Raw genomic sequence first — 18,821 nt, forward strand, 5'->3', positions numbered from 1 at the left:
GGCTAGCTCAGCCAGTCAAGGGTCAGGATCAAACGACGCTCGCCCGACACCGGCTGCGGCGAGCGGTGGATCAAACCGAAGCCTTCGTTGCCGTGCCACTTCTCCCCTTTTAGCAACGCCACTTCGCCACTGGAAATTTGCTGGATCAGCGACTCGTCCTGCGGTTCGGCCTCAGGTTTGCCTAATTGCCGGCGATCCATCGCCCCTTCTTTCAGCCATTGGCTGCCGATACCTGCGTAGGTGGTGATCAACCGCACCGGCACGTGATCGACGTGGAAACGCGGGCACATGGCTGTGTCCAGAACCCGCAGGCGCAGGCCGATACGCTGGGCGCCCAACAGGCAGGTGAAAGCGCTGACCAGCCAGGAAACATCGGCAATAAAGCCTTCGTAGCCTTCCAGATCGCTGAAGCCTGAGGCTAAACCGTGGAGATTGGGTTCGGCGTCCTCGCCGGGCATTTCCAGGGACAACGACTCGGCCAGCGGCTCATTCAGGGACAACAACAAGCGACCGAAATCGGTAATGTGCGCCGGGAGTTGGCGTTGCCAGAGGGCCAGGTTTACGCCGTCGTCCAGAATTCCGGTCAGCGCTTTTGGCGTATCACCTTGAACCTGACGAATGACCGGTCGCAGCTTAAGACTGGGCGCCAACATCAGGCGGCCGCCTCTTCGTGCCAAGGACCGAACGGATCGGGCAGTAACTGCCAACCCTCGACACCCAAGGCCATTTCATCGTCCGTCAGCAGGCAGTTATCGAGTTCGGCGGCAAGTTGCGCGAAGTCGATGTTCTGGCCGATGAACACCAGTTCCTGGCGGCAATCACCGGTGGCCGCCGTCCAGTTTTCCATGATCCCGGCGGTGCTTTCTTCGTCTTGCGGCCACTGGTTTTTCGGCACGAAACGCCACCAGCGCCCGGCAAAACCGTGCCGCATCAAGCCGCCGGCCTGGGACCAGCTGCCAGCATCCCTGTGTTTGCTGGCCAGCCAGAAAAAGCCTTTGGAACGCAGCAATTTGCCGTTCACCCATGGACGGTCGATGAAGCTGAAGAAGCGTTGCGGATGAAACGGTCGCCGCGCCCGATAGGCCGTGGAGGCGATACCGTACTCCTCGGTTTCCGGCACGTGTTCACCGCGCAATTCCTGCAACCATCCCGGCGCCTGAGCAGCCTTTTCGAAGTCGAAGCGCCCGGTGTTGAGGATTTTCTTGAGCGGCACTTCGCCCATGACCATCGGAATGATTTCGGCCTGGGAATTGAGCCGCTCAAGGATCGCGATCAACTCTTGGCGCTCGTTGCTGCCGATCAAATCGATCTTGCTGATCAGGATCACGTCGGCGAATTCGATCTGCTCGATCAACAGGTCAGTGATCGAGCGTTCGTCCTCCTCGCCCAAGGTTTCGCCACGGGAAGCGAGGCTTTCGGCGGCCTGATAGTCGAGCAGGAAGTTCATGCCGTCGACCACGGTAACCATGGTGTCTAGTCGCGCTATGTCCGCCAGGCTCTGCCCTTCTTCATCGCGAAACGTAAAAGTTTCCGCTACGGGCAAAGGCTCGGAAATCCCCGTGGACTCGATCAGCAGGTAATCGAAACGACCCTCTCTGGCGAGTTTGCTGACTTCTTCGAGCAAATCTTCCCGCAAGGTGCAGCAAATGCAGCCATTACTCATTTCCACGAGTTTTTCTTCGGCACGGTTCAAGGTGACATCGCGCTGAACTTCGCTGCCATCAATGTTGATCTCACTCATGTCATTGACGATCACCGCGACCCGCAAATTTTCGCGATTACGTAGTACGTAATTAAGAAGTGTACTTTTTCCGGCGCCGAGAAAGCCCGACAGGACGGTCACGGGGAGACGATTGGGCATCAGGTATTCCTCATCAGGATGTGGCCGGTCAAATCGCCCGTTGATGGCGTTCGCGCAGCTCTTCACGTTCTTTGGCTTCAATGCACAGAGTGGCGGTGGGCCGCAGCAGCAGGCGCTTGAGGCCGATCGGCTCACCGGTTTCGCGGCACCAGCCGTACTCGCCGCGAGCCACGTGTTCGAGGGCTTCGTCGATCTTGTCCAGGAGCTTCTTTTCCCGCTCCAGCAGGCGCAGTTGCCACTGGCGCTGTTCTTCGGCGCTGCCGATATCGGCGGGATCGCTGTGGGGTTCCTGCTGGCGCAACGCGTCGAACTCGCCGGCAATGCGCTCCTGCAGCTCGCTGCGCTGTGCCAGCAATAGCTCACGAAAGAAGCCTTGCTGGGCGTCGTTCATGTAATCGGCGGCGGGTTGAGCGAGGAGTTCTTGTTCAGTCATTGCGATGGATCATCAGAGCGGGCGTATTTTTATGTTATAGTATAACAACGCAAATAAGCCACTCCCCTCTTGTTACTCACGACAAAGGGCACAATGCTTTAAACCGTCCGCCCTTTTGAGAAATGCCATGGGAAACGCCCTGAAACTCTCGCTATTGAGCCTTTCGTTGCTGATCGCGGTCGATGCCAGGGGACAAGTCCCGAGCCTGGCCAACTGCACCCGCAGCGCCAATCTGCTGGCCTGCGTAGATGCCGACGGCAATGCCTACAGCGTTAACACCGTCGGTAGCACAATCTATCTGCGCGGCTTCGAAGTGGCCGGCAAACGCTATTGGGCGCAAACCAATAGCCGCTATGGGCAATTGACGTTCTTCACTGGCATCGCGTCCGATGGCGAAGCCTGGGTCGGCTACAACCGCCGGGTTGGCTGGACAACCATCAATCGGTTTTCCAGCTCCGGCGGCAGTAGCGGCAAGTTCACGTGTAGCCGGATGACCGGCTGCTAGGCCTCGAGACCGTCCAAGTGAGACGCGCCGCCGCGTCCGCATGAGCAAGTGACGTCTGTGCAGGGTGAAAGTCTGCTCACGAAAAAGGCATCGTCGATTTGATTGTTATAATATAACATGCCAAATCAAATCCCACGATGGACCTGCTCATGAATGCGCTGACTCTGCCGGATATCGCCGCGCAGGCCTCACGCCAAGCCCTGCCACTCGATTGGGTGGGCATGTGCGGCATTGCTCTTCCTGTTTTATTCGATGGCCAACGACTGAGCGCAAAGGCCGACGCTGGCGTTAGCCTCGACGATGGAGAGGCGCGCGGCATCCATATGTCGCGGCTGTATCTGGCGCTGGAAATGCTTGAGCAGGAAAATCTTTCACCGGCGTTGTTGCGGCGAGTCTTGCAGAGTTTTCTTCAGAGCCATGAAGGACTTTCCCACAACGCTTACCTAAAAATTCACACAGAACTATTGCTCAAAAGACCCGCGCTCATCAGTCCGCTAACCGGTTGGAAAACTTATCCGGTGAGCATCGAAGCCAGTTTGAAAAACACGATGTTCCACGTGGAACTAAAAATCGACGTTCCTTATTCCTCAACCTGTCCGTGCTCAGCGGCACTTTCGCGGCAGTTGATTCAGCAACAATTCGTGGATGACTTTGCCAACAAGTCGTTGCAACACGCCGACGTTCTGGCTTGGCTCGGCTCCACGAAAGGCATCGTCGCCACGCCGCATAGCCAACGCAGCAATGCGCAATTGCAGCTGCGTCTGGACGACTACCTGGATGACCTGCCGCTGATCGCCGCGATCAACAATGCGGAAGCAGCCCTCGGCACCGCAGTGCAAACCGCAGTGAAACGCGCCGACGAACAAGCCTTCGCACTCGCCAATGGACAGAACCTGATGTTCTGCGAAGACGCCGCTCGACGCTTGAACCTGGCCCTGAAACGCTCCGCCGGAATCAACGCCTTTCACGTGCGAGTCGTTCACGCCGAAAGTCTTCATGCCCACGATGCTGTCGCTGAAAGTCGCTGGAATTGGGAGGCCGCATGATCCAATGCCAAGCCTTGCGCTGGGGCGCTCCCGGTCAACCGCTCACGCCATCGGTGGATTTCCAGTTACCCAAAGGAAGTCTGACCGCTGTCATCGGTGCCAACGGTTCGGGTAAAACCAGCCTGCTGAAAGTCATCGCCGGTCTGCAAAAGCCACTGGCTGGAAAAGTCATCATTGATGTTCCACGCAAAGGCGGCCTTTCGTTCCTGCCTCAGCAACAACATCTGGATCGGCAGTTCCCCATCAGCCTGCAAGAGTTGGTGGCCGCAGGTTTCTGGGGCAGCAAGCAAACTCCGGAAATTCGCAGCCAACGCCTCAAGTCTGCGCTGGAAGACTGGTGCCTGAGTGGCCTGGAACATCGCCCATTGATGGCCCTCTCCGGAGGCGAATTGCAGCGTGCCCTGCTCGCCCGGTTGAGTCTTGCAGAAGCCCCCTTGTTGTTGCTCGACGAACCCCACGCCGCGCTCGACGAACTCGGCCAGGCGCTGCTCTGGAAACACATCCATGCCTGGCATGCCGAAGGTCGAACGCTGGTGGTGGTGTGTCATGACCTGGCCGCCGTGCGCCAACACATCCCACAAGCCCTATTGATCAAAAGCAGCGGCTGCGTCCTCGGCCTCAGTACCGATCTGATTCGCCAACAACCCCAGACGCAGGTGGCTTGATGATCGCTGTCGCTCAGCTTTGGCAACCGTTCCACGAATTCGTATTCATGCGCCGGGCGTTGCTTGGTGGTCTCGTTCTGGCGTGCAGTACAGCACCGCTTGGGGTGTTTCTGATCCTGCGGCGCATGAGCCTGATAGGTGACGCGGTGGCTCACGGCATCTTGCCGGGCGCCGCATTGGGCTTCTGGTTCGCCGGTTTGAGTTTGCCCGCGTTGACCATCGGTGGCCTCGGCGCTGGTCTGAGCATGGCCGGACTGGCGGCCTGGATCACCCGCCGCACCGGCCTGCGGGAAGACGCGAGCCTGGCCGCGATCTACCCGATATCGCTGGCCAGCGGCGTGCTGATCCTCGGTATCGCCGGTAAGCGGCTGGACCTGTTGCACCTGTTGTTTGGCTCGGCGCTCGCGGTCGACGGGCCGACGTTGATCGGCATGATTTGGGTCTCGGGCTTTAGCCTGATCGCCATGGCCCTCATCTACAAACCCCTGTTGCTGGACACCCTCGACCCGCTCTTTCTGCAAACCGTCAGCCGCCTCGGGCCACTGGCTCACGGGGTATTTCTGACCCTGGTGGTGCTGAATCTGGTGATCGGCTTCCAGGCTATCGGTGCCTTGATGGTGGTCGGTTTGATGATGTTGCCGGCCGCGGCTTCTCGCTTCTGGAGTCGTCGCTTGCCGGTACTGATCGCCATCGCCGCGCTGCTCGGTTGCCTCTCGGTCTGGTTCGGCTTGTTGCTGTCGTTCTACTACTCGCTACCCAGCGGCCCGGCGATCGTGCTGGTGGCTGGCGGTTTGTATCTGCTGTCTGTGGTGTTCGGTCCGGTGCACGGCTTGCTGCGCCGCCCGCCTTTGCTCACATCCCAATGAGGTGTTACCCGATGCGCGCTTTACTCGTGCTGTTCAGTCTGATGCTGTCGATGTCGCTGTCTGCCGCGGAAAAACTCCAGGTAGTCACCAGCTTCAGCATCCTCGCCGACATGACCCATCAGGTCGGCGGCGACCATATCCAGATCACCAACATGGTCGGACCGGACGCCGATGCCCATACCTACGAGCCGACCCCGGACGATGCCAAGGCCTTGCTCAAGGCCAGACTGATCATCAAGAACGGGCTAGGTTTCGAGCCATGGCTGGACCGTCTGGTGACCAGCACCGAGACCAAAGCTGCGGTCATCAGTGCCAGCCGCGGTGTCATTCCACGCTCGCTGGATGAAGACGGCGAAACCATTCCCGATCCACACGCCTGGCACAACCTGGCAAACAGCGAGCTGTACATCAGCAACATCACCAAAGCACTGATCGCCGCCGACCCTGCCAACAGAACCGACTACGAACACAACAGCCAGGCCTACCTGAAAAAGATCTACGCCTTGCTCGCCGAGGCCAAAGCCAAGCTCGGTTCGCTGCCGCCGGGTAATCGCAAAATCGTGACCTCCCATGACGCCTTCGGCTATCTCGGTCAGGCTTACGGCATCGACTTCATGGCACCTCAAGGACTGTCTACCGAACGTGAACCGTCGGCCGCCGAAGTCGCTGCGCTGATCACGCAGATCCGTCAGGCCAAAGTCAAAGCAGTGTTCATGGAAAACATCAAGGACGCACGCCTGCTCAAGCAAATCGCCGATGAAAGCGGCGCGCATATCGGCGGCACGCTGTACTCCGATGCCCTCGCGACGACTGGCCCGGCCAGCACGTTCGCCGGGTTGTTCGAATACAACCTCAACACCTTGTATGAGGCGTTGAACAAGCCATGATCCGCAAAAATCCTTCCGGCAATCTGCCGCTGATTGCGGAGTCCGCGTACGTGGATAAAACCGCCATCATCTGCGGCAAAGTGGTGATCGGCGAGAACGTGTTCGTCGGTCCCTACGCGGTGATTCGCGCCGATGAAGTGGATGATTCGGGCGAGATGGAGCCAATCACCATCGGCGCCAATTCGAACATCCAGGACGGCGTGGTGATCCACTCCAAGTCGGGGGCGGCGGTGACCATCGGCGAGTTCAGCTCCATTGCCCACCGTTCCATCGTGCATGGACCCTGCACCGTCGGTAATCGCGTGTTCATCGGGTTCAACAGCGTGCTGTTCAACTGCGCGGTGGGCGACGGTTGCGTGGTGCGGCACAACTCGGTGGTCGATGGTCGTGACTTGCCTGAAGACTTCTACGTGCCCTCCACCACGCGCATCGGCCCCAACACTGACTTGTCGCAGTTCCCACCGGTGAGCGTCAGTGCCTCGGAGTTTTCCGAGGACGTGGCGCGCACCAACGTCGATCTGGTGCGGGGCTACAAAGCCCTGCAAAACGAGTTCTGACCATGAGCAGTGTGCTGATTCGCAACGCCCGGCTGGTCAATGAAGGTCGTGAATTTGACGGTGATTTGCTGGTAAGCCACGGCCGCATCGTCAAGATCGCCAGCAGTATCGAAGGTGAAACGGCCGCCGTGGAAATCGACGCCAACGGCCAATGGCTACTGCCGGGCATGATCGATGACCAGGTGCATTTCCGCGACCCCGGAGCGCCGGACAAGGGCAGCTTCCATACCGAATCCAGGGCGGCAGTTGCCGGCGGCATCACCAGCTTCATGGACATGCCCAACACCTCCCCGGCCACCCTGACCCTCGCCGCGCTGGCCGACAAGAAGCGTCGAGCGGCGACCAGCTCAGTGGCCAATTACGGTTTTCATTTCGGCGTGAGCAACGACAATCTCGATACCGTCGCCGCGCTCAATCCTTGTGAGGTGGCCGGAGTCAAAGTGTTCATGGGCGCCTCCACCGGCAACATGCTGGTGGACGATCCACGGATTCTCGAGCGGCTCTTCGCCGAGGTGCCGACCATTTTGTTGGCTCATTGCGAACACACACCCAGCATCGAAACCAATGCCGCGAACCTGCGAGAGCTGTTCGGCGAGCACCTTCCGCCCGCCGCTCACCCGCTGATCCGCAACGCCGAAGCGTGCTTTCGCTCCTCCTCAATGGCCGTTGATCTGGCCAGGCGACACAACACCCGACTTCACGTTTTACACTTGAGCACTGCCCGTGAGCTGGCGCTGTTCGAAGACCAGCCGCAGGCACAGAAGCGCATCACCGCCGAAGTCTGTCTGCATCACTTGCTGTTCGATGATCGCGACTACCCGAGCCTTGGCAACCTGATCAAGTGCAACCCGGCGATCAAGACTCAGGCCGACCGCGATGCCTTGCGCAAAGCATTGTTGAGCAATCGACTGGACGTGATCGGCAGCGATCACGCGCCTCATACCTGGGCCGAAAAACAGCGACCCTACAGCCAGGCGCCGTCCGGTTTGCCATTGGTGCAACACGCCCTGCCCGCGCTGCTGGAACTGGTGGCCGATGAAGTTTTGCCAATTACCACCCTCGTGGCCAAGACCAGCCATCGGGTCGCCGATTTGTTTGCCATCCCCGACCGCGGCTACCTGCGCGAAGGCTACTGGGCCGACCTGGTATTGATCAAACCCGAGCCCGATGGCGTTGCGGTTTCCCGGCAGCCGATCCTTTCGCAATGTGGCTGGACGCCCTTCACCCACCATTGTTTTCGCCACAGCGTCACCACTACGGTCGTGTCGGGGCAAATTGCCTGGCACGACCAACGTCTTAATGACAGCTGCCAGGGTTTAGCCCTACGGTTTATGCGCTAGCGCGCGTTATCGAAAACATTCGAGAACACGATCATGATCCACATCACCCTGCCCGATGGTTCATTGCGTGAGTACGATCAGCCGCTGACTGTGTATGAAGTCGCTGCGAGTATCAGTCTCGGGTTGGCCAACGCGGCGGTGGCCGGTCGGGTCGACGGCGTGTTGGTGGATTGTGGATTCCTGATCAAGGGCGATGCCCGGGTGAGTATCGTCACGCCCCAGGAACCCGATGGCCTGGAGATCCTTCGCCGTTCCTGCGCGCTGATGCTGGCCATGGCCGTCAAACAGCTCCATCCACACGCGCAATTGCGGGCCGGATCGTCGCTGGGTGACGGTTTCTTTTATGAGTTTGCTTTCCGGCGCTCTTTAACCTTGGCCGAGCTGCCCCTGATTGAAGCGCGCATGCATGCATTGGCGGCAACCAACCATTCGATCCGACGGGAAATAGCTACCCGGGCGACACCAACCGAACGGTTATCGCTGTATCGCTTGGGAGATTTTGAAAGTTTTGCTGCAGGTCCGCATGTTCCCACCACCAAAGTGTTGCAGGCCTTTGCTCTGGATCATATTGGCGGCACCTCTGAGCAACGGATCTACGGTACATGCTGGTCCAGCCAACAGGAACTGGACACCTGGCGAGCGCCGTCGCAGGTGATGGTCGTGAACATCGATGAACGTCAGAGCGCTTATGCACACTCGGTGACCGAGACACTGCGCCGCCGCGGATTGCGCGCCAACTCGGACCTGCGTAACGAGAAAATCAGCCACAAGATTCGCCAGCACAGCCAGAAAGTGCCGTATCTGCTGGTAGTGGGAGAGAAGGAAAAGGAAGGCGGGTTTGTCAGCATGCGCAGCGGCAGTGGAGAGGATTTCGGGGAGAAAGGGATTGAGGCGGTGTGTGAATTGTTGAATCCGCCCAGGACGGGAGGTGCCTGAGCGGACGCCTCCGCGGGCAAGCCTCGCTCCTACAGCATCTGGATCGTTCGCACGATCGACATTGATACCCCGTAGGAACGAGGCTTGCCCGCGAAGCTTTTAGGCCCGCGGTTTAACGGTCCCGCAATCCTGGCCCAACCACACAGCGCGAGTATCGAGGCTACCCTTCTGCTGAATGCCGGTGGCGTTGAAGGTGCCGTTGACCTTGGTGGTGAACTCACGATCGCTGAGGAATGTGGCGACACCCGCACCTTGCGCTTTCGGGCAGCTGAAACGGAATTTCCACTGGTTGCCGGTACGTTCGGTGATTTGCTGCTTGCAGCCCGATTGTGGGTCCGTCAGTGGAATGTTGTCGGTCTTCACCTGCTCGGGCGTCAGGCACGCCCGAATCCCCTTACCGCCCATGGTGATGCCCTGCTTCTCCAGCTGCGCGCGCTGTTCAGGAGTCATCTGACTCTGTATCTGGCCAAGGATCAGTTGCAGATCGGGCAGGTTCTGGTCATCGACCTTCATGTTGCTTGAAGTCATTTCCCACAAGCCCGGCTGCAACATCTGCGCCTGAGCAGCCACAGGAAGTGTCAAACCAAACGCAATGGCCAAACCCAGCAGACGAACGTTCATCGAGTAACTCCTGATCATTAGTGGCCGTTAGACGTCAGCCACGGGCTTCGGTTCATGGGCCAATTAAATAGCGACATTCTGCCCGGAACATGGTCTGTTAAGCATTGAATCTTCAGGAGCAAGGCTGCCCCATGGATTACTTTGGACCGCATGTTTTCGGTTATCTGATCGCTCTGCTGCACGCGCTGGGCTCGATTGCCGCCATCCATGCCGTATTGACCGTTCGGACCGCTCAGGGCTCGATCGCCTGGGCTCTGTCACTGCTGTTCATTCCCTACCTCACGCTTATCCCTTATCTGGTCTTCGGCCGCAGCACCTTCGATGGCTATATCAAGGCCCGGCGGCAAGCCAACGAGGAAATGCGCAAGGCAATCTCCGAGCTGAACTGGCGCCCCTGGGTAGAAGAGGCGCTGGCTGCTCGTGCCTCCAGCGCCTACGCGTCGTTGAGGGCCATGCCGAAACTGGGGCGCATGCCGTGTCTGGCGAATAACGAAGTACACCTATTGATTGATGGCCAAACCACCTTCGATGCGATTTTCGACGCCATCAGTAACGCCCGGCAAGCGGTGTTGATCCAGTTCTTCATCATCCACGACGATCGCCTCGGCCAACGCCTGCACACCTTGCTGACCAGGAAAGCTGCCGAAGGCGTGGCGATTTACTTGCTCTACGACCGCATCGGCAGCCACTCCCTGCCCCATGGTTATGTACAACCGTTGCGCGATGCCGGTATCGAGGTCAAAGCCTTCGCCACCCGCAGCGGCTGGCTCAACCGCTTTCAGGTCAATTTCCGCAACCACCGCAAGATCGTCGTGGTCGACGGAATTGTCGGTTTTGTCGGTGGGCTCAACGTCGGCGACGAATACATGGGCGAGAAACCACCCCTGGCGCCATGGCGCGACACCCACGTGCAAGTGCGCGGGCCGGTGGTGGCCTGCATGCAGGAGTCCTTTGCCGAAGACTGGTTCTGGGCAGCCCGTTCGCTTCCACCATTGATCCTGCCGGAGGTTTATCCGGATGACGGCGTGCTCTGCCAATTGCTGGCCACCGGCCCGGCGGATTCCTACGAAACCTGTTCGCTATTCTTCGTCGAAGCCATCCATGCGGCGATGGAACGGGTGTGGATCACCACCCCTTACTTCATCCCCGACGAAGCGGTGTTCGCCGCGTTACGACTGGCAGTATTGCGTGGTGTGGATGTACGGATTTTGTTGCCGTCGCGGGCGGATCACCGGATCGTCTACGCCGCGTCCAGCCTTTACGCCTTCGAAGCCGTACGTGCTGGCGTACGCCTGTTCCGTTACCAGCCGGGGTTCATGCATCAGAAAGTGGTGCTGATCGACAGCGAAATCAGCGCCATTGGCAGCGCCAACATGGACAACCGTTCGTTCCGGCTGAATTTCGAAGTGATGTTGCTGACGGTCGACAGTGCGTTTGCTGCCGAAGTGGAACAGATGCTCAACGATGACTTCGCCCAGGCTCACGAAATCGCCAAAGAAGAAAGCCGGGAGACCCACCGTCTGCAACAGATCGGCATGCGGATCGCCCGGCTTATTTCACCGATTCTTTAAGGGTTGTAAATGTCGTCGCGGGTCCAGGGCAGTTCATGGCTGCCATCGGGATGGGCTTTCACCGCGAGGATTTGATGCAGATTGATCCAGCCTCTGGCAAAGGCATAGGCGCACCCTGCCAGGTACAACCGCCAGATTCGTAAAGCCTGCTCCGGGACCAGTTTGCCGGCGGCTTCCAGATTGTCTTCCAGGCGTTCGCTCCAGTGGTCCAGGGTTCGCGCGTAATGCAGGCGCAGGCTCTCGACATCGACAATCTCCAGCCCCGCTTCGCTGATCTCGGCCGAGATCATCGACAGATGCGGCAACTCGCCGTTGGGGAACACGTACTTCTCAATGAATTCACCAGCGCCGCGCCCAACCGGACGACCATCGGTGTGCTTGGCGGTGATCCCGTGGTTCATCACCAGGCCACCCTCTTTCACCGCGCCGAACAAGGTTTTGCAGTACTCGGCAAGATTCGCATGGCCAACGTGTTCGAACATGCCGACGCTGACCACCTTGTCGAAGCGCCCGTCCTGAGGCAAATCGCGGTAGTCGAGCAGTTGCAATTCGATCTGATCCTCCAGGCCTTCGGCTTTCACCCGTTCACGGGCCAGCTCCAATTGCTCCTTACTCAGTGTAATCCCGAACACCTTCGCGCCGAACTCACGAGCCGCATACCGCGCCAACCCGCCCCAGCCGCAACCGACATCCAGCAAATACTCGCCTGGTTGCAACCGCAGCTTGCGGCACAGGTGGCGAAACTTGGCCTGTTGGGCTTGCTCCAGAGTTTCACTGCCGGTCTCGAAATAGGCGCAGGAATACGCCATGTCGCTGTCGAGCCACAGTTGGTAAAACGCGTTGGAGAGGTCGTAGTGGTAGGAGATGGCTTTGGCATCGGTCTCTTTGTCATGAACCGTGCGCACCGGTTGTGCATCTTCGTCTTCGTTGATCAGCGCCTGACTCCACTCATCGCAGACACGAATCACGTCGCTGATAGAGCCTTCCAGTTCCAGCTTGCCTTCGACGAACGCCGCCCCCAACGCGTCGAGGCTGGGATGGGTGAACTGGGTAACCATGTGGGGGTCCTTGACCACAATGGTGACGCTGGGCGTCGGCCCCAGATTAAACTCATGGCCGTCCCAGAGTCGCAAGCGAAGCGGTAATTGCAGGTTCTGTAAGGCCGGTGGAAGTTGCGCGAGCATGAAAAGTCCCCCTTGTTTCAGACGTCAAATCTGAGGGTAGACCATCCTTGAAAAATAGCAGGCTATCGAATTAATAGCCTTTTTCTATTCCCGGTATTGCCTGCAACACTGAAACCATCCAACGGGCGATCGTTGAAAATGACCGCCTTACCCTAGATGACTACAAATCCGGCACACAGTTCTGAAAAGTTGTAGACGCTCACACCTCATCCTTAAGCTTGAGTAGGGGTTCCTGAAAGCGTAGCAAACGCCCGGCATTCCCGAGCACTAATAACGTGCTCAAGTTGTGTAACAGCGCGGCAATCATCGCCCCTGCCGCCCCAAGCCAGCCGAATGCGGCGAACGCGACGATGGCCAGGGTCCAGCCCAACCCGATAATCACGTTGACTTGCAAGGTCTGGCGGCATTGGCGACTCAAGCGCACACAGGTCCCGAGCCGGCGCAGGTCGCTGCCGATCAGTACGATATCGGCCGAAGCCAGCGCGATGTCCGCACCGCCTGCGCCCATCGCCACGCCGACCACACCAGCCTTAAGCGCCAGGGAATCGTTGATGCCGTCTCCCACCACCATCGGCCGGAATCCGCTGCCGATTTCTTTCAGCACACGATTGAGTTTGTCCTCGGGCAAGGCCTGGGCTTCGACATCGCTGATGCCCACGTCCCGGGCCAGCGTGTGCGCAACGCTTTGCCGGTCCCCGGTGAGCAATAACTGACGACCCAGACCCAATTCACGCAACTCACTCAGGGCAAACCGTGCCTCGGGTTTAATACTGTCAGCGAGCAACAGCCAGGCGAGAAATTCACCGTTGAGTGCCAGCCCGGCAATCGGGCCGTCGTGTTCGGGCACAGCGGATGTGGCGATGCCCAATTGTGCGAACAGCTCCGGACGACCGAGGGCCGCTTCCCCCTGTTCGGTCATCGCCACGACACCCAACCCCTGACGCTCATGAATGTCAGAGAGCAGCAGAAAGTGTTCCTGAGTGACCAACCCGGCCAAGGCGCGGCTGACCGGGTGACTGCTGGCAGAACCGAGGCTAGCGGCGAGCTTCAGTACGTGACTGCGATCTTCCAGCGGACTGTCGATGGATTGCAGGCGCAAGGTGCCGAATGTCAGGGTTCCGGTCTTGTCGACCACCAAGGACGTCAGGTCAGCCAACTCTTCGAGGAACGCCGAGCTGCGAATCAGAATCCCGTGCCGAGCCGCCACCGCCACCCCGGCAATGGCCGTGGCCGGTGCCGACAACACCAGCGCGCAAGGGCAAGCCGCGACCAACACTGCGAGCATCGCTTGCGCATCGTTGGTAACAAACCAGGTCACAGCGGCCAGCAGCAACACCAGCACCATATAGCTGCCAGCGTAGCGTTCGAGCAAACGTGTGATCGGCGGCTTGGAACGTTCGGCACTTTGCATCAGCGCAATGACTTTACCCAGGGTCGATTCGTTACCGGTGCGGGTCACTTCAATGCGCAGCAGGCCATCAAGATTGATCGCCCCGCCGAATACCGACATGCCCACATCCGCCTCCATTGGCACCGACTCACCGGTGATCGACGCGGTGTCGAGGCTTGCCTGACCGGACAACACCCGGCCATCCGCTGGCACGCGATCACCGGCACGCACCTCCACGAGGTCACCGGCCTTGAGTGTTCCGTTGTCGACTTCAACGACGGAACCGTCAGCCTGAATCTTGCGCGCATGGCTGCGAGTCAGTTTGCCGAGAGCATGAATCGCTTCCTGGGAACCGATCACACTGCGCTCTTCCAGCACGTGACCGAAGATCATGATAATCGGCAGCAACGCCGCCGTGAGCAGATCGCCTGTGGCCCAGGCGCCGAGCATGGCCAGGGCGATCAGTTGATCGGTGATCCCGTGCAGGCTCGGATAACGCAGGCTGTACCACGCCGAGCGCATGACCGGCACGGCTACCAGCAAGGAAGCAAAACCCAACAACAATTGACTGACACCGGTCTGCTCCGGCGACAACCAGCGCCAGATCAGGCCTAGCGCAAGCAAGCCCAGAGCAAGCATGGCCAAGGTCAACTGGCGCGCGGCGCTACGTTGTTCAGCCGAGGACAACATGCTCGGCGCGGCGGCGGTTTGGGCAGTCATTGCGCAGCTCCCTGAATGATCAGGCGGGAATCATCTTTCGGATCAACCGTGGTCACCGAGCCGGCCTGCCCGAGAATCTTCGGCATCCGCTCACGGTAAATACGCAGCAGCATTTGCGGGTCAGTGCCCTGCTGTTGCGCCTTGGCCAAACTCAGCACTGTGGCGGTGTCGGCAGAGGCTTTGGCCAGGCGTTCGCTGGCTTGGGCGTGAGCCACTTGCAGCGTGCGGTCGGCTTGTTCGTTGGCGCTCTGAGTCAGCTTCTCGGCTTCAGTGCGCGCGTTGGCCACGGCTTTGTCGGCCTGCTGGCTGGCGGTTAACACCGCGTTGAACGCGTTCACCGCCGGGCCGGGCAGACTCGATTGCACATCGACCCGCGCCACTTCAATGCCCATCCCCTGCCCGGTCGCCGTCAGTTCGGCCAAGCGTTGATTGATGCCCCGCACCAGATCACCGCGTAGGCGTTCGCGGCGCTCGGCGGCCTGATTGTCGGCACCGATCAGTTCCGGGCGGGCCACCAGAATGGTGTCCAGGTCTCGTGCGGCGGTGAGCGCCACAGCACTGCGCGTCACCAGCCGGTCCAGTGCCGGCAGCACATGTTCACCCTGAAGAACGAAGGCATAGGGTTCGGTTACTTTATAGAACACCCGCACATCCAGTTGCACCACGCCTGCGTCTCCGGTCAGCAGATAACCGGAACCGGCGAGCGCATCGCTGATGGGCGTGGCGAAACTCGCGACTCGATCCGCCTGCAATGCAGCATCCGAGCGCAGCAGACTTTCCACCCGACGTTCGATCACCCGATCCGCTGCCGGCAACAAGATTACCCGCTCGAACGGGCGCGGCCATGCCAACAGCAAACCGGCATTTTGAATGCGATCCAGTGCGCCAAAGTGCAGCACCACGGCACGATTTTGCGGGTCGATCTGCCGCACATTGGAAAATGCCCACGCCAACGCAGCCAGCACGGTCACGGCGTACAGCGCCAGAAAAGCCAAGCGCCCGGCCTGAATCCAGGGGCTGCTCAACTCATGTGTTCCACGTGGAACTAAATTCATGGCTGCGACCCGGACTTGTTATCGAGTGTTGGCGGCCCGTCAACCAACACCCGGAACGGCGCCGCATCGGTACGCAAAATCAGTTTGGTGCCTGGCGTGACGATAGTGCCCAAGGTATCGAGAGAGCGCAGCAAGTTGTAGAGCTGCGGTGAACCCGCATAGGCACGGCCGTATATCTGCGCCGCTTCGACGCGGGATTGGGCTTCGATGTCCGCAGCTTTCACCGTCGCATCAGCTTGCACGATTCGCGCATCACGCTCGGCCGCAGAGCGAATTTGCGCGGCTTCACGCTTGCCGATGGCCGTGCGTTCAGTGGCGATGGTTTCACGCTCGGCGCGCATGCGATCGACAGTCGCGGTGAGCGTCACCGACGGCAAGGTCAAACGCTCGATGCCGACTTGCAGCACTCGCACGCCATAAGTGGTGAGCAACTGTTGATCGATCTGCTGACGCAGCTGCGCTTCAAAATCGGCGATGCGCACTTGATTGGCATCGGTGTTCACCAAATTGGCCAGATCGAAACTGCTGGCGGTGGTTTCCAGAGCCGAGCCGACAAAGGTGCGGATCTGCCGCGCGGCTTCGTCCGGCTGGTTCTGTACGGCGCGCATAAAGCGTTGCACGTTGTCCGGATCACCCTGCACCTGCCAGGCCACGTAGGCTTGCACGATGATGCGCAGACCATCGCGCGTGCCCACATCCTGCAAACCGCTGGAGGTGGTACGCAGCCGCAGATCCACCGGGATCGCCGCCTCGAACGGTGCCGGCCAGCGCCAGCCAAGACCGGGTTCCAGCAACACCCGCGATGGATTGCCGAAGCGAGTGATGACCGTGGCCTCTCCCGAACGCACTTGCACCAGGCTCGCCGCCGCAATGGCAAACACCACCAGCAACGCCGCCCATCCCATTCGCCGCCACGGGAAAGGGCCTGCTTCGTGTGGATCACCGTGGTGATGATGGTGATGGCCGTGGTGATGTCCGCCATGGCCGTGATCGTGGCCAGCGTGGTCATCGTGATCGCGATTGTGTGTAGGCGTCGGCTGGCTCAATGGACGGCTCCTGGCTGAACGGTATTACGCGGCGGCGCAGGATCAGCCGGCAGCGTGAATGTACGTAGGTCGATGGTCGGCGCATTACCGCTGCCACCCAGACGATGATCGAGAACCAGCAGCTTGGCGTTGGCCAAACCTTGGGTCAGTTGACTGAGGTATTGCTCCAGCACGAAGGCCTGGCCGGCGCTGGAATAAGCCTTTCGCTCGGCGGCAAATTTCAGGTCGGCGGCCTGAGCGGTCGAGTTGATTTCATGAGCACTGGCCGTAGCTTGATCGTGAGCGATGCTGGCCTGCAATTGCGCCTGGTTGGTCGCCTCCGCCGCCGCACCGCGCTCGCGGGAGATCAACGCCTGAGCTGCAATCTGCGCCGCTTGCACGCCGTGATAAGCGTTGGCCGCCCCCGCTGGCGGGTGGATGGCTTCAACCACCGTGGCGAGAATTTCCACGCCGCTGTCGAGTTTTTGCAGGTCAGACTGCACGGCGCGACCGATTTCTTCGGCGAGCCCTACCCTGTCCTCGCCGAGCAAACCATCGAGGGTTCGCGAGGCGAAATCGTGCACCAGAATCCGGCTGGCGGTGCTGCGGATTAGCGTTGGCACATCGGCGCTATTGTACGTTGCTGCCAGCGCCGCCTGATCGCTCAGGCCGATGCGATAGACGAAGCGCACATCCATATTGACGATCTGGAAGCTCTGCTTGTCGGCGCGGCTGCTGGCGATGACCTGGGATTTATCGTTCACATGGCTGGCGTCCCACAATCGATTGGCAATCGCCGGTGCCGGGCCTTCGGCAGGTTCGGCCGCGACCGGTGCCGACGCTTCACCGACACTGGTGGCCAACTCGTGGACCACACCGTTCTCGACGCTCAGCACACGACCCAGCGGCCATGGCAAACCGGCGTGCAACCCAGGGCCGAACACCTCCACCGGTTTGCCGAAACGCTCGTAGATACCGCGCCCTTGCAGGGGAATTTCGTGAATACCGGTGAGCGACCAACCCACGATGACCACCACTGCCAGCACCGGCAAAAACGCCCGGCGCATGTAGGTAAAGGCCCATATTTGCCGCAGGTCGATACCGAAGCGGTTGTGCAATTCGTGCTGCAACGCAAGCAAAGGTTGCGGTGGCCAGCGCAGCATATCGGCGACGAAGCTTCGCGCCAGCAAGGTTGGTTCCAGCTGTTCACGACGGGGACTGAACAACGACAACACGGCCCGCAGCAGCAACTCGACGGCGACCAGCCCCGGCAGCAAGCCGATCAGCACCGCCAGACGCGCCGGCCAGACTGATGTTTCGCTGCCGAACAACAAACACAGGGCGCTGAGCACCAGGCAAATAATCGCGACCCGTGTCAGCTGCGCCAACGGCCCTGCTTCGGGCCACTGGGCGACGTTTTCCTGTGCCAGTTGCCGCTCCAGCACCAGCAAACCGAAAGCCAGCAGCAACGATAGCGTGGCGCCGACACTGGCCGACAATCCCAGCGCGGCGGGCGGCAAGGTCAGATTCCAGACTTGCTCGATGCTGTACAACGTCAATAACGCCCAGCCAGCCAACCATAGCGTCGGCGCACCGATCTGCCCCAGCAAGCGCAACCAACGTTGGCTGATCCGGTCCAGCAACCGCTCGTACCAGCCTTCAGCGGCAACGACTTCCTCAGCGACAACCACCGGCACCGACAATGCCGGATTCATCGCCCGTGCGCGCCACTGCGTTACCCACCAGGCCGATTGCAGGCCGGCGACCAGCACCAGCAAACCGGCGCTCTGATTGACCAACAACGCCGGCCAGAGCGACTGCGGTGCAAATAGCCCGACAAAAAACGCCAGCACCAGCCCGATCGCCGCCAATGCCCCCAAACCCATTGCGAATTGCCGCAATCGACGCCCTTGAACGACCGCCTGCTGAAAGCGCGGCAGCGCTGCTATTTGTGTCCCATCGCCATCGAGATCGACTTGCATACCACCCCAGCCATCGCTCACATCACAGTTCGTTACGATATAACGAAAGTGGTGAAATATTCGTCGTAAATCGCTCTATCTAAAAGCGCCGGACCTGTCGCCAAGCTGAAGCCTTGACCGAAATGGCTCGAAACGCACATATTACGTTCGTAATTTTTATCAAAGACTACTTTTATC

The 18,821-nt window shown here is 59.7% G+C and carries 18 protein-coding genes and 1 pseudogene; 10 read left to right on the forward strand and 9 right to left on the reverse strand.

Annotation, left to right across the window (positions count from 1 at the left end; all coding sequences use genetic code 11):
• Nucleotides 1–2: 2 nt before the first annotated feature.
• From KW837_RS10845 to dksA, 3 genes are read right to left on the reverse strand one after another with little or no spacing between them, the layout of a single operon-like run.
• Nucleotides 3–653 (reverse strand): DUF1826 domain-containing protein, encoded by a 651-nt coding sequence (locus KW837_RS10845; protein WP_218395637.1) that lies wholly within the window; start codon nucleotides 651–653, stop codon nucleotides 3–5.
• Nucleotides 653–1,861, reverse strand: coding sequence for a zinc metallochaperone GTPase ZigA (zigA, locus tag KW837_RS10850; RefSeq protein WP_218395639.1), 1,209 nt, complete (start codon nucleotides 1,859–1,861; stop codon nucleotides 653–655). The genes KW837_RS10845 and zigA overlap by 1 nt, the downstream gene beginning before the upstream one ends.
• 28 nt (nucleotides 1,862–1,889) lie before the next feature.
• On the reverse strand, nucleotides 1,890–2,294 hold the full coding sequence (gene dksA, locus KW837_RS10855) for an RNA polymerase-binding protein DksA (protein WP_218395641.1): 405 nt from the start codon (nucleotides 2,292–2,294) through the stop codon (nucleotides 1,890–1,892).
• Between the two features lie 127 nt (nucleotides 2,295–2,421).
• Between dksA and KW837_RS10860 the strand changes: the two genes are divergently transcribed.
• The 8 genes from KW837_RS10860 (at nucleotide 2,422) to KW837_RS10895 (ending at nucleotide 9,096) form a co-directional block, all read left to right on the forward strand.
• Nucleotides 2,422–2,799 (forward strand): glutamine synthetase, encoded by a 378-nt coding sequence (locus KW837_RS10860; RefSeq protein ID WP_218395643.1) that lies wholly within the window; start codon nucleotides 2,422–2,424, stop codon nucleotides 2,797–2,799.
• A 149-nt stretch (nucleotides 2,800–2,948) separates the two neighbouring features.
• Nucleotides 2,949–3,845: a GTP cyclohydrolase FolE2 gene (gene folE2 / locus KW837_RS10865; RefSeq protein ID WP_218395645.1), complete on the forward strand. Its 897-nt coding sequence runs from the start codon at nucleotides 2,949–2,951 to the stop codon at nucleotides 3,843–3,845.
• Nucleotides 3,842–4,510 carry a metal ABC transporter ATP-binding protein gene (locus tag KW837_RS10870; RefSeq protein WP_218395647.1) on the forward strand — a complete coding sequence of 223 codons (669 nt, stop codon included), beginning with the start codon at nucleotides 3,842–3,844 and terminating at the stop codon, nucleotides 4,508–4,510. Before folE2 ends, KW837_RS10870 begins: the two co-directional genes overlap by 4 nt.
• Nucleotides 4,510–5,376: a metal ABC transporter permease gene (locus tag KW837_RS10875; protein ID WP_218395650.1), complete on the forward strand. Its 867-nt coding sequence runs from the start codon at nucleotides 4,510–4,512 to the stop codon at nucleotides 5,374–5,376. The genes KW837_RS10870 and KW837_RS10875 overlap by 1 nt, the downstream gene beginning before the upstream one ends.
• Before the next feature lie 11 nt (nucleotides 5,377–5,387).
• Nucleotides 5,388–6,263 (forward strand): metal ABC transporter substrate-binding protein, encoded by an 876-nt coding sequence (locus KW837_RS10880; RefSeq protein WP_218395652.1) that lies wholly within the window; start codon nucleotides 5,388–5,390, stop codon nucleotides 6,261–6,263.
• Nucleotides 6,260–6,820, forward strand: a complete 561-nt coding sequence (locus tag KW837_RS10885; RefSeq protein ID WP_218395654.1) for a DapH/DapD/GlmU-related protein — start codon at nucleotides 6,260–6,262, stop codon at nucleotides 6,818–6,820. Before KW837_RS10880 ends, KW837_RS10885 begins: the two co-directional genes overlap by 4 nt.
• 2 nt (nucleotides 6,821–6,822) lie before the next feature.
• The gene (locus tag KW837_RS10890) at nucleotides 6,823–8,160 is read left to right on the forward strand and encodes a dihydroorotase (RefSeq protein ID WP_218395656.1); all 1,338 of its coding nucleotides are present in this window, start codon (nucleotides 6,823–6,825) and stop codon (nucleotides 8,158–8,160) included.
• Nucleotides 8,161–8,193: 33 nt separating this feature from the next.
• Complete coding sequence (locus tag KW837_RS10895) at nucleotides 8,194–9,096, forward strand: His/Gly/Thr/Pro-type tRNA ligase C-terminal domain-containing protein (protein WP_218395658.1); 903 nt, start codon at nucleotides 8,194–8,196, stop codon at nucleotides 9,094–9,096.
• 99 nt (nucleotides 9,097–9,195) lie between these two features.
• Here the strand turns inward: KW837_RS10895 and KW837_RS10900 are convergent, their stop codons facing one another.
• On the reverse strand, nucleotides 9,196–9,717 hold the full coding sequence (locus tag KW837_RS10900; protein WP_008007839.1) for a DUF3617 domain-containing protein: 522 nt from the start codon (nucleotides 9,715–9,717) through the stop codon (nucleotides 9,196–9,198).
• Between the two features lie 27 nt (nucleotides 9,718–9,744).
• Here KW837_RS10900 and KW837_RS29045 point away from each other — a divergent pair.
• Together KW837_RS29045 and cls are read left to right on the forward strand one after the other, a co-directional pair.
• Nucleotides 9,745–9,825: pseudogene (locus tag KW837_RS29045) on the forward strand (CRISPR-associated DxTHG motif protein); the annotation flags it as partial.
• Nucleotides 9,826–9,848: 23 nt separating this feature from the next.
• On the forward strand, nucleotides 9,849–11,288 hold the full coding sequence (cls, locus tag KW837_RS10910) for a cardiolipin synthase (protein ID WP_218395660.1): 1,440 nt from the start codon (nucleotides 9,849–9,851) through the stop codon (nucleotides 11,286–11,288).
• Here the strand turns inward: cls and cfaB are convergent.
• From cfaB to hflK (KW837_RS10935), 5 genes are all read right to left on the reverse strand, one after another.
• Nucleotides 11,285–12,472, reverse strand: a complete 1,188-nt coding sequence (gene cfaB, locus KW837_RS10915) for a C17 cyclopropane fatty acid synthase CfaB (RefSeq protein WP_218395663.1) — start codon at nucleotides 12,470–12,472, stop codon at nucleotides 11,285–11,287. The genes cls and cfaB overlap by 4 nt on opposite strands.
• Before the next feature lie 199 nt (nucleotides 12,473–12,671).
• Nucleotides 12,672–14,582 carry a cation-translocating P-type ATPase gene (locus tag KW837_RS10920; protein ID WP_218395665.1) on the reverse strand — a complete coding sequence of 637 codons (1,911 nt, stop codon included), beginning with the start codon at nucleotides 14,580–14,582 and terminating at the stop codon, nucleotides 12,672–12,674.
• Nucleotides 14,579–15,637 (reverse strand): protease modulator HflK, encoded by a 1,059-nt coding sequence (gene hflK, locus KW837_RS10925; protein ID WP_218395667.1) that lies wholly within the window; start codon nucleotides 15,635–15,637, stop codon nucleotides 14,579–14,581. Before hflK (KW837_RS10925) ends, KW837_RS10920 begins: the two co-directional genes overlap by 4 nt.
• Nucleotides 15,634–16,683, reverse strand: a complete 1,050-nt coding sequence (hflC, locus tag KW837_RS10930) for a protease modulator HflC (RefSeq protein ID WP_218395669.1) — start codon at nucleotides 16,681–16,683, stop codon at nucleotides 15,634–15,636. Before hflC ends, hflK (KW837_RS10925) begins: the two co-directional genes overlap by 4 nt.
• Nucleotides 16,680–18,644, reverse strand: a complete 1,965-nt coding sequence (hflK, locus tag KW837_RS10935) for a protease modulator HflK (protein ID WP_218395850.1) — start codon at nucleotides 18,642–18,644, stop codon at nucleotides 16,680–16,682. Before hflK (KW837_RS10935) ends, hflC begins: the two co-directional genes overlap by 4 nt.
• Nucleotides 18,645–18,821: the final 177 nt, after the last annotated feature.

Source organism: Pseudomonas sp. PDM24 (assembly GCF_019218905.1).
Lineage (GTDB): Bacteria > Pseudomonadota > Gammaproteobacteria > Pseudomonadales > Pseudomonadaceae > Aquipseudomonas.

Excerpts from the sequence above, each read along its gene's own strand:
- KW837_RS10860 (WP_218395643.1), top strand. The coding sequence starts at position 2,422 with ATGGGAAACGCCCTGAAACTCTCGCTATTGAGCCTTTCGTTGCTGATC.
- KW837_RS10885 (WP_218395654.1), top strand. The coding sequence starts at position 6,260 with ATGATCCGCAAAAATCCTTCCGGCAATCTGCCGCTGATTGCGGAGTCC.
- folE2 (WP_218395645.1), top strand. The coding sequence starts at position 2,949 with ATGAATGCGCTGACTCTGCCGGATATCGCCGCGCAGGCCTCACGCCAA.
- KW837_RS10890 (WP_218395656.1), top strand. The coding sequence starts at position 6,823 with ATGAGCAGTGTGCTGATTCGCAACGCCCGGCTGGTCAATGAAGGTCGT.
- KW837_RS10920 (WP_218395665.1), bottom strand. The coding sequence starts at position 14,582 with ATGACTGCCCAAACCGCCGCCGCGCCGAGCATGTTGTCCTCGGCTGAA.
- dksA (WP_218395641.1), bottom strand. The coding sequence starts at position 2,294 with ATGACTGAACAAGAACTCCTCGCTCAACCCGCCGCCGATTACATGAAC.
- KW837_RS10845 (WP_218395637.1), bottom strand. The coding sequence starts at position 653 with ATGTTGGCGCCCAGTCTTAAGCTGCGACCGGTCATTCGTCAGGTTCAA.
- KW837_RS10880 (WP_218395652.1), top strand. The coding sequence starts at position 5,388 with ATGCGCGCTTTACTCGTGCTGTTCAGTCTGATGCTGTCGATGTCGCTG.
- KW837_RS10870 (WP_218395647.1), top strand. The coding sequence starts at position 3,842 with ATGATCCAATGCCAAGCCTTGCGCTGGGGCGCTCCCGGTCAACCGCTC.
- KW837_RS10875 (WP_218395650.1), top strand. The coding sequence starts at position 4,510 with ATGATCGCTGTCGCTCAGCTTTGGCAACCGTTCCACGAATTCGTATTC.
- cls (WP_218395660.1), top strand. The coding sequence starts at position 9,849 with ATGGATTACTTTGGACCGCATGTTTTCGGTTATCTGATCGCTCTGCTG.
- hflK (WP_218395667.1), bottom strand. The coding sequence starts at position 15,637 with ATGAATTTAGTTCCACGTGGAACACATGAGTTGAGCAGCCCCTGGATT.
- hflK (WP_218395850.1), bottom strand. The coding sequence starts at position 18,644 with ATGCAAGTCGATCTCGATGGCGATGGGACACAAATAGCAGCGCTGCCG.
- zigA (WP_218395639.1), bottom strand. The coding sequence starts at position 1,861 with ATGCCCAATCGTCTCCCCGTGACCGTCCTGTCGGGCTTTCTCGGCGCC.
- cfaB (WP_218395663.1), bottom strand. The coding sequence starts at position 12,472 with ATGCTCGCGCAACTTCCACCGGCCTTACAGAACCTGCAATTACCGCTT.
- KW837_RS10895 (WP_218395658.1), top strand. The coding sequence starts at position 8,194 with ATGATCCACATCACCCTGCCCGATGGTTCATTGCGTGAGTACGATCAG.
- KW837_RS10900 (WP_008007839.1), bottom strand. The coding sequence starts at position 9,717 with ATGAACGTTCGTCTGCTGGGTTTGGCCATTGCGTTTGGTTTGACACTT.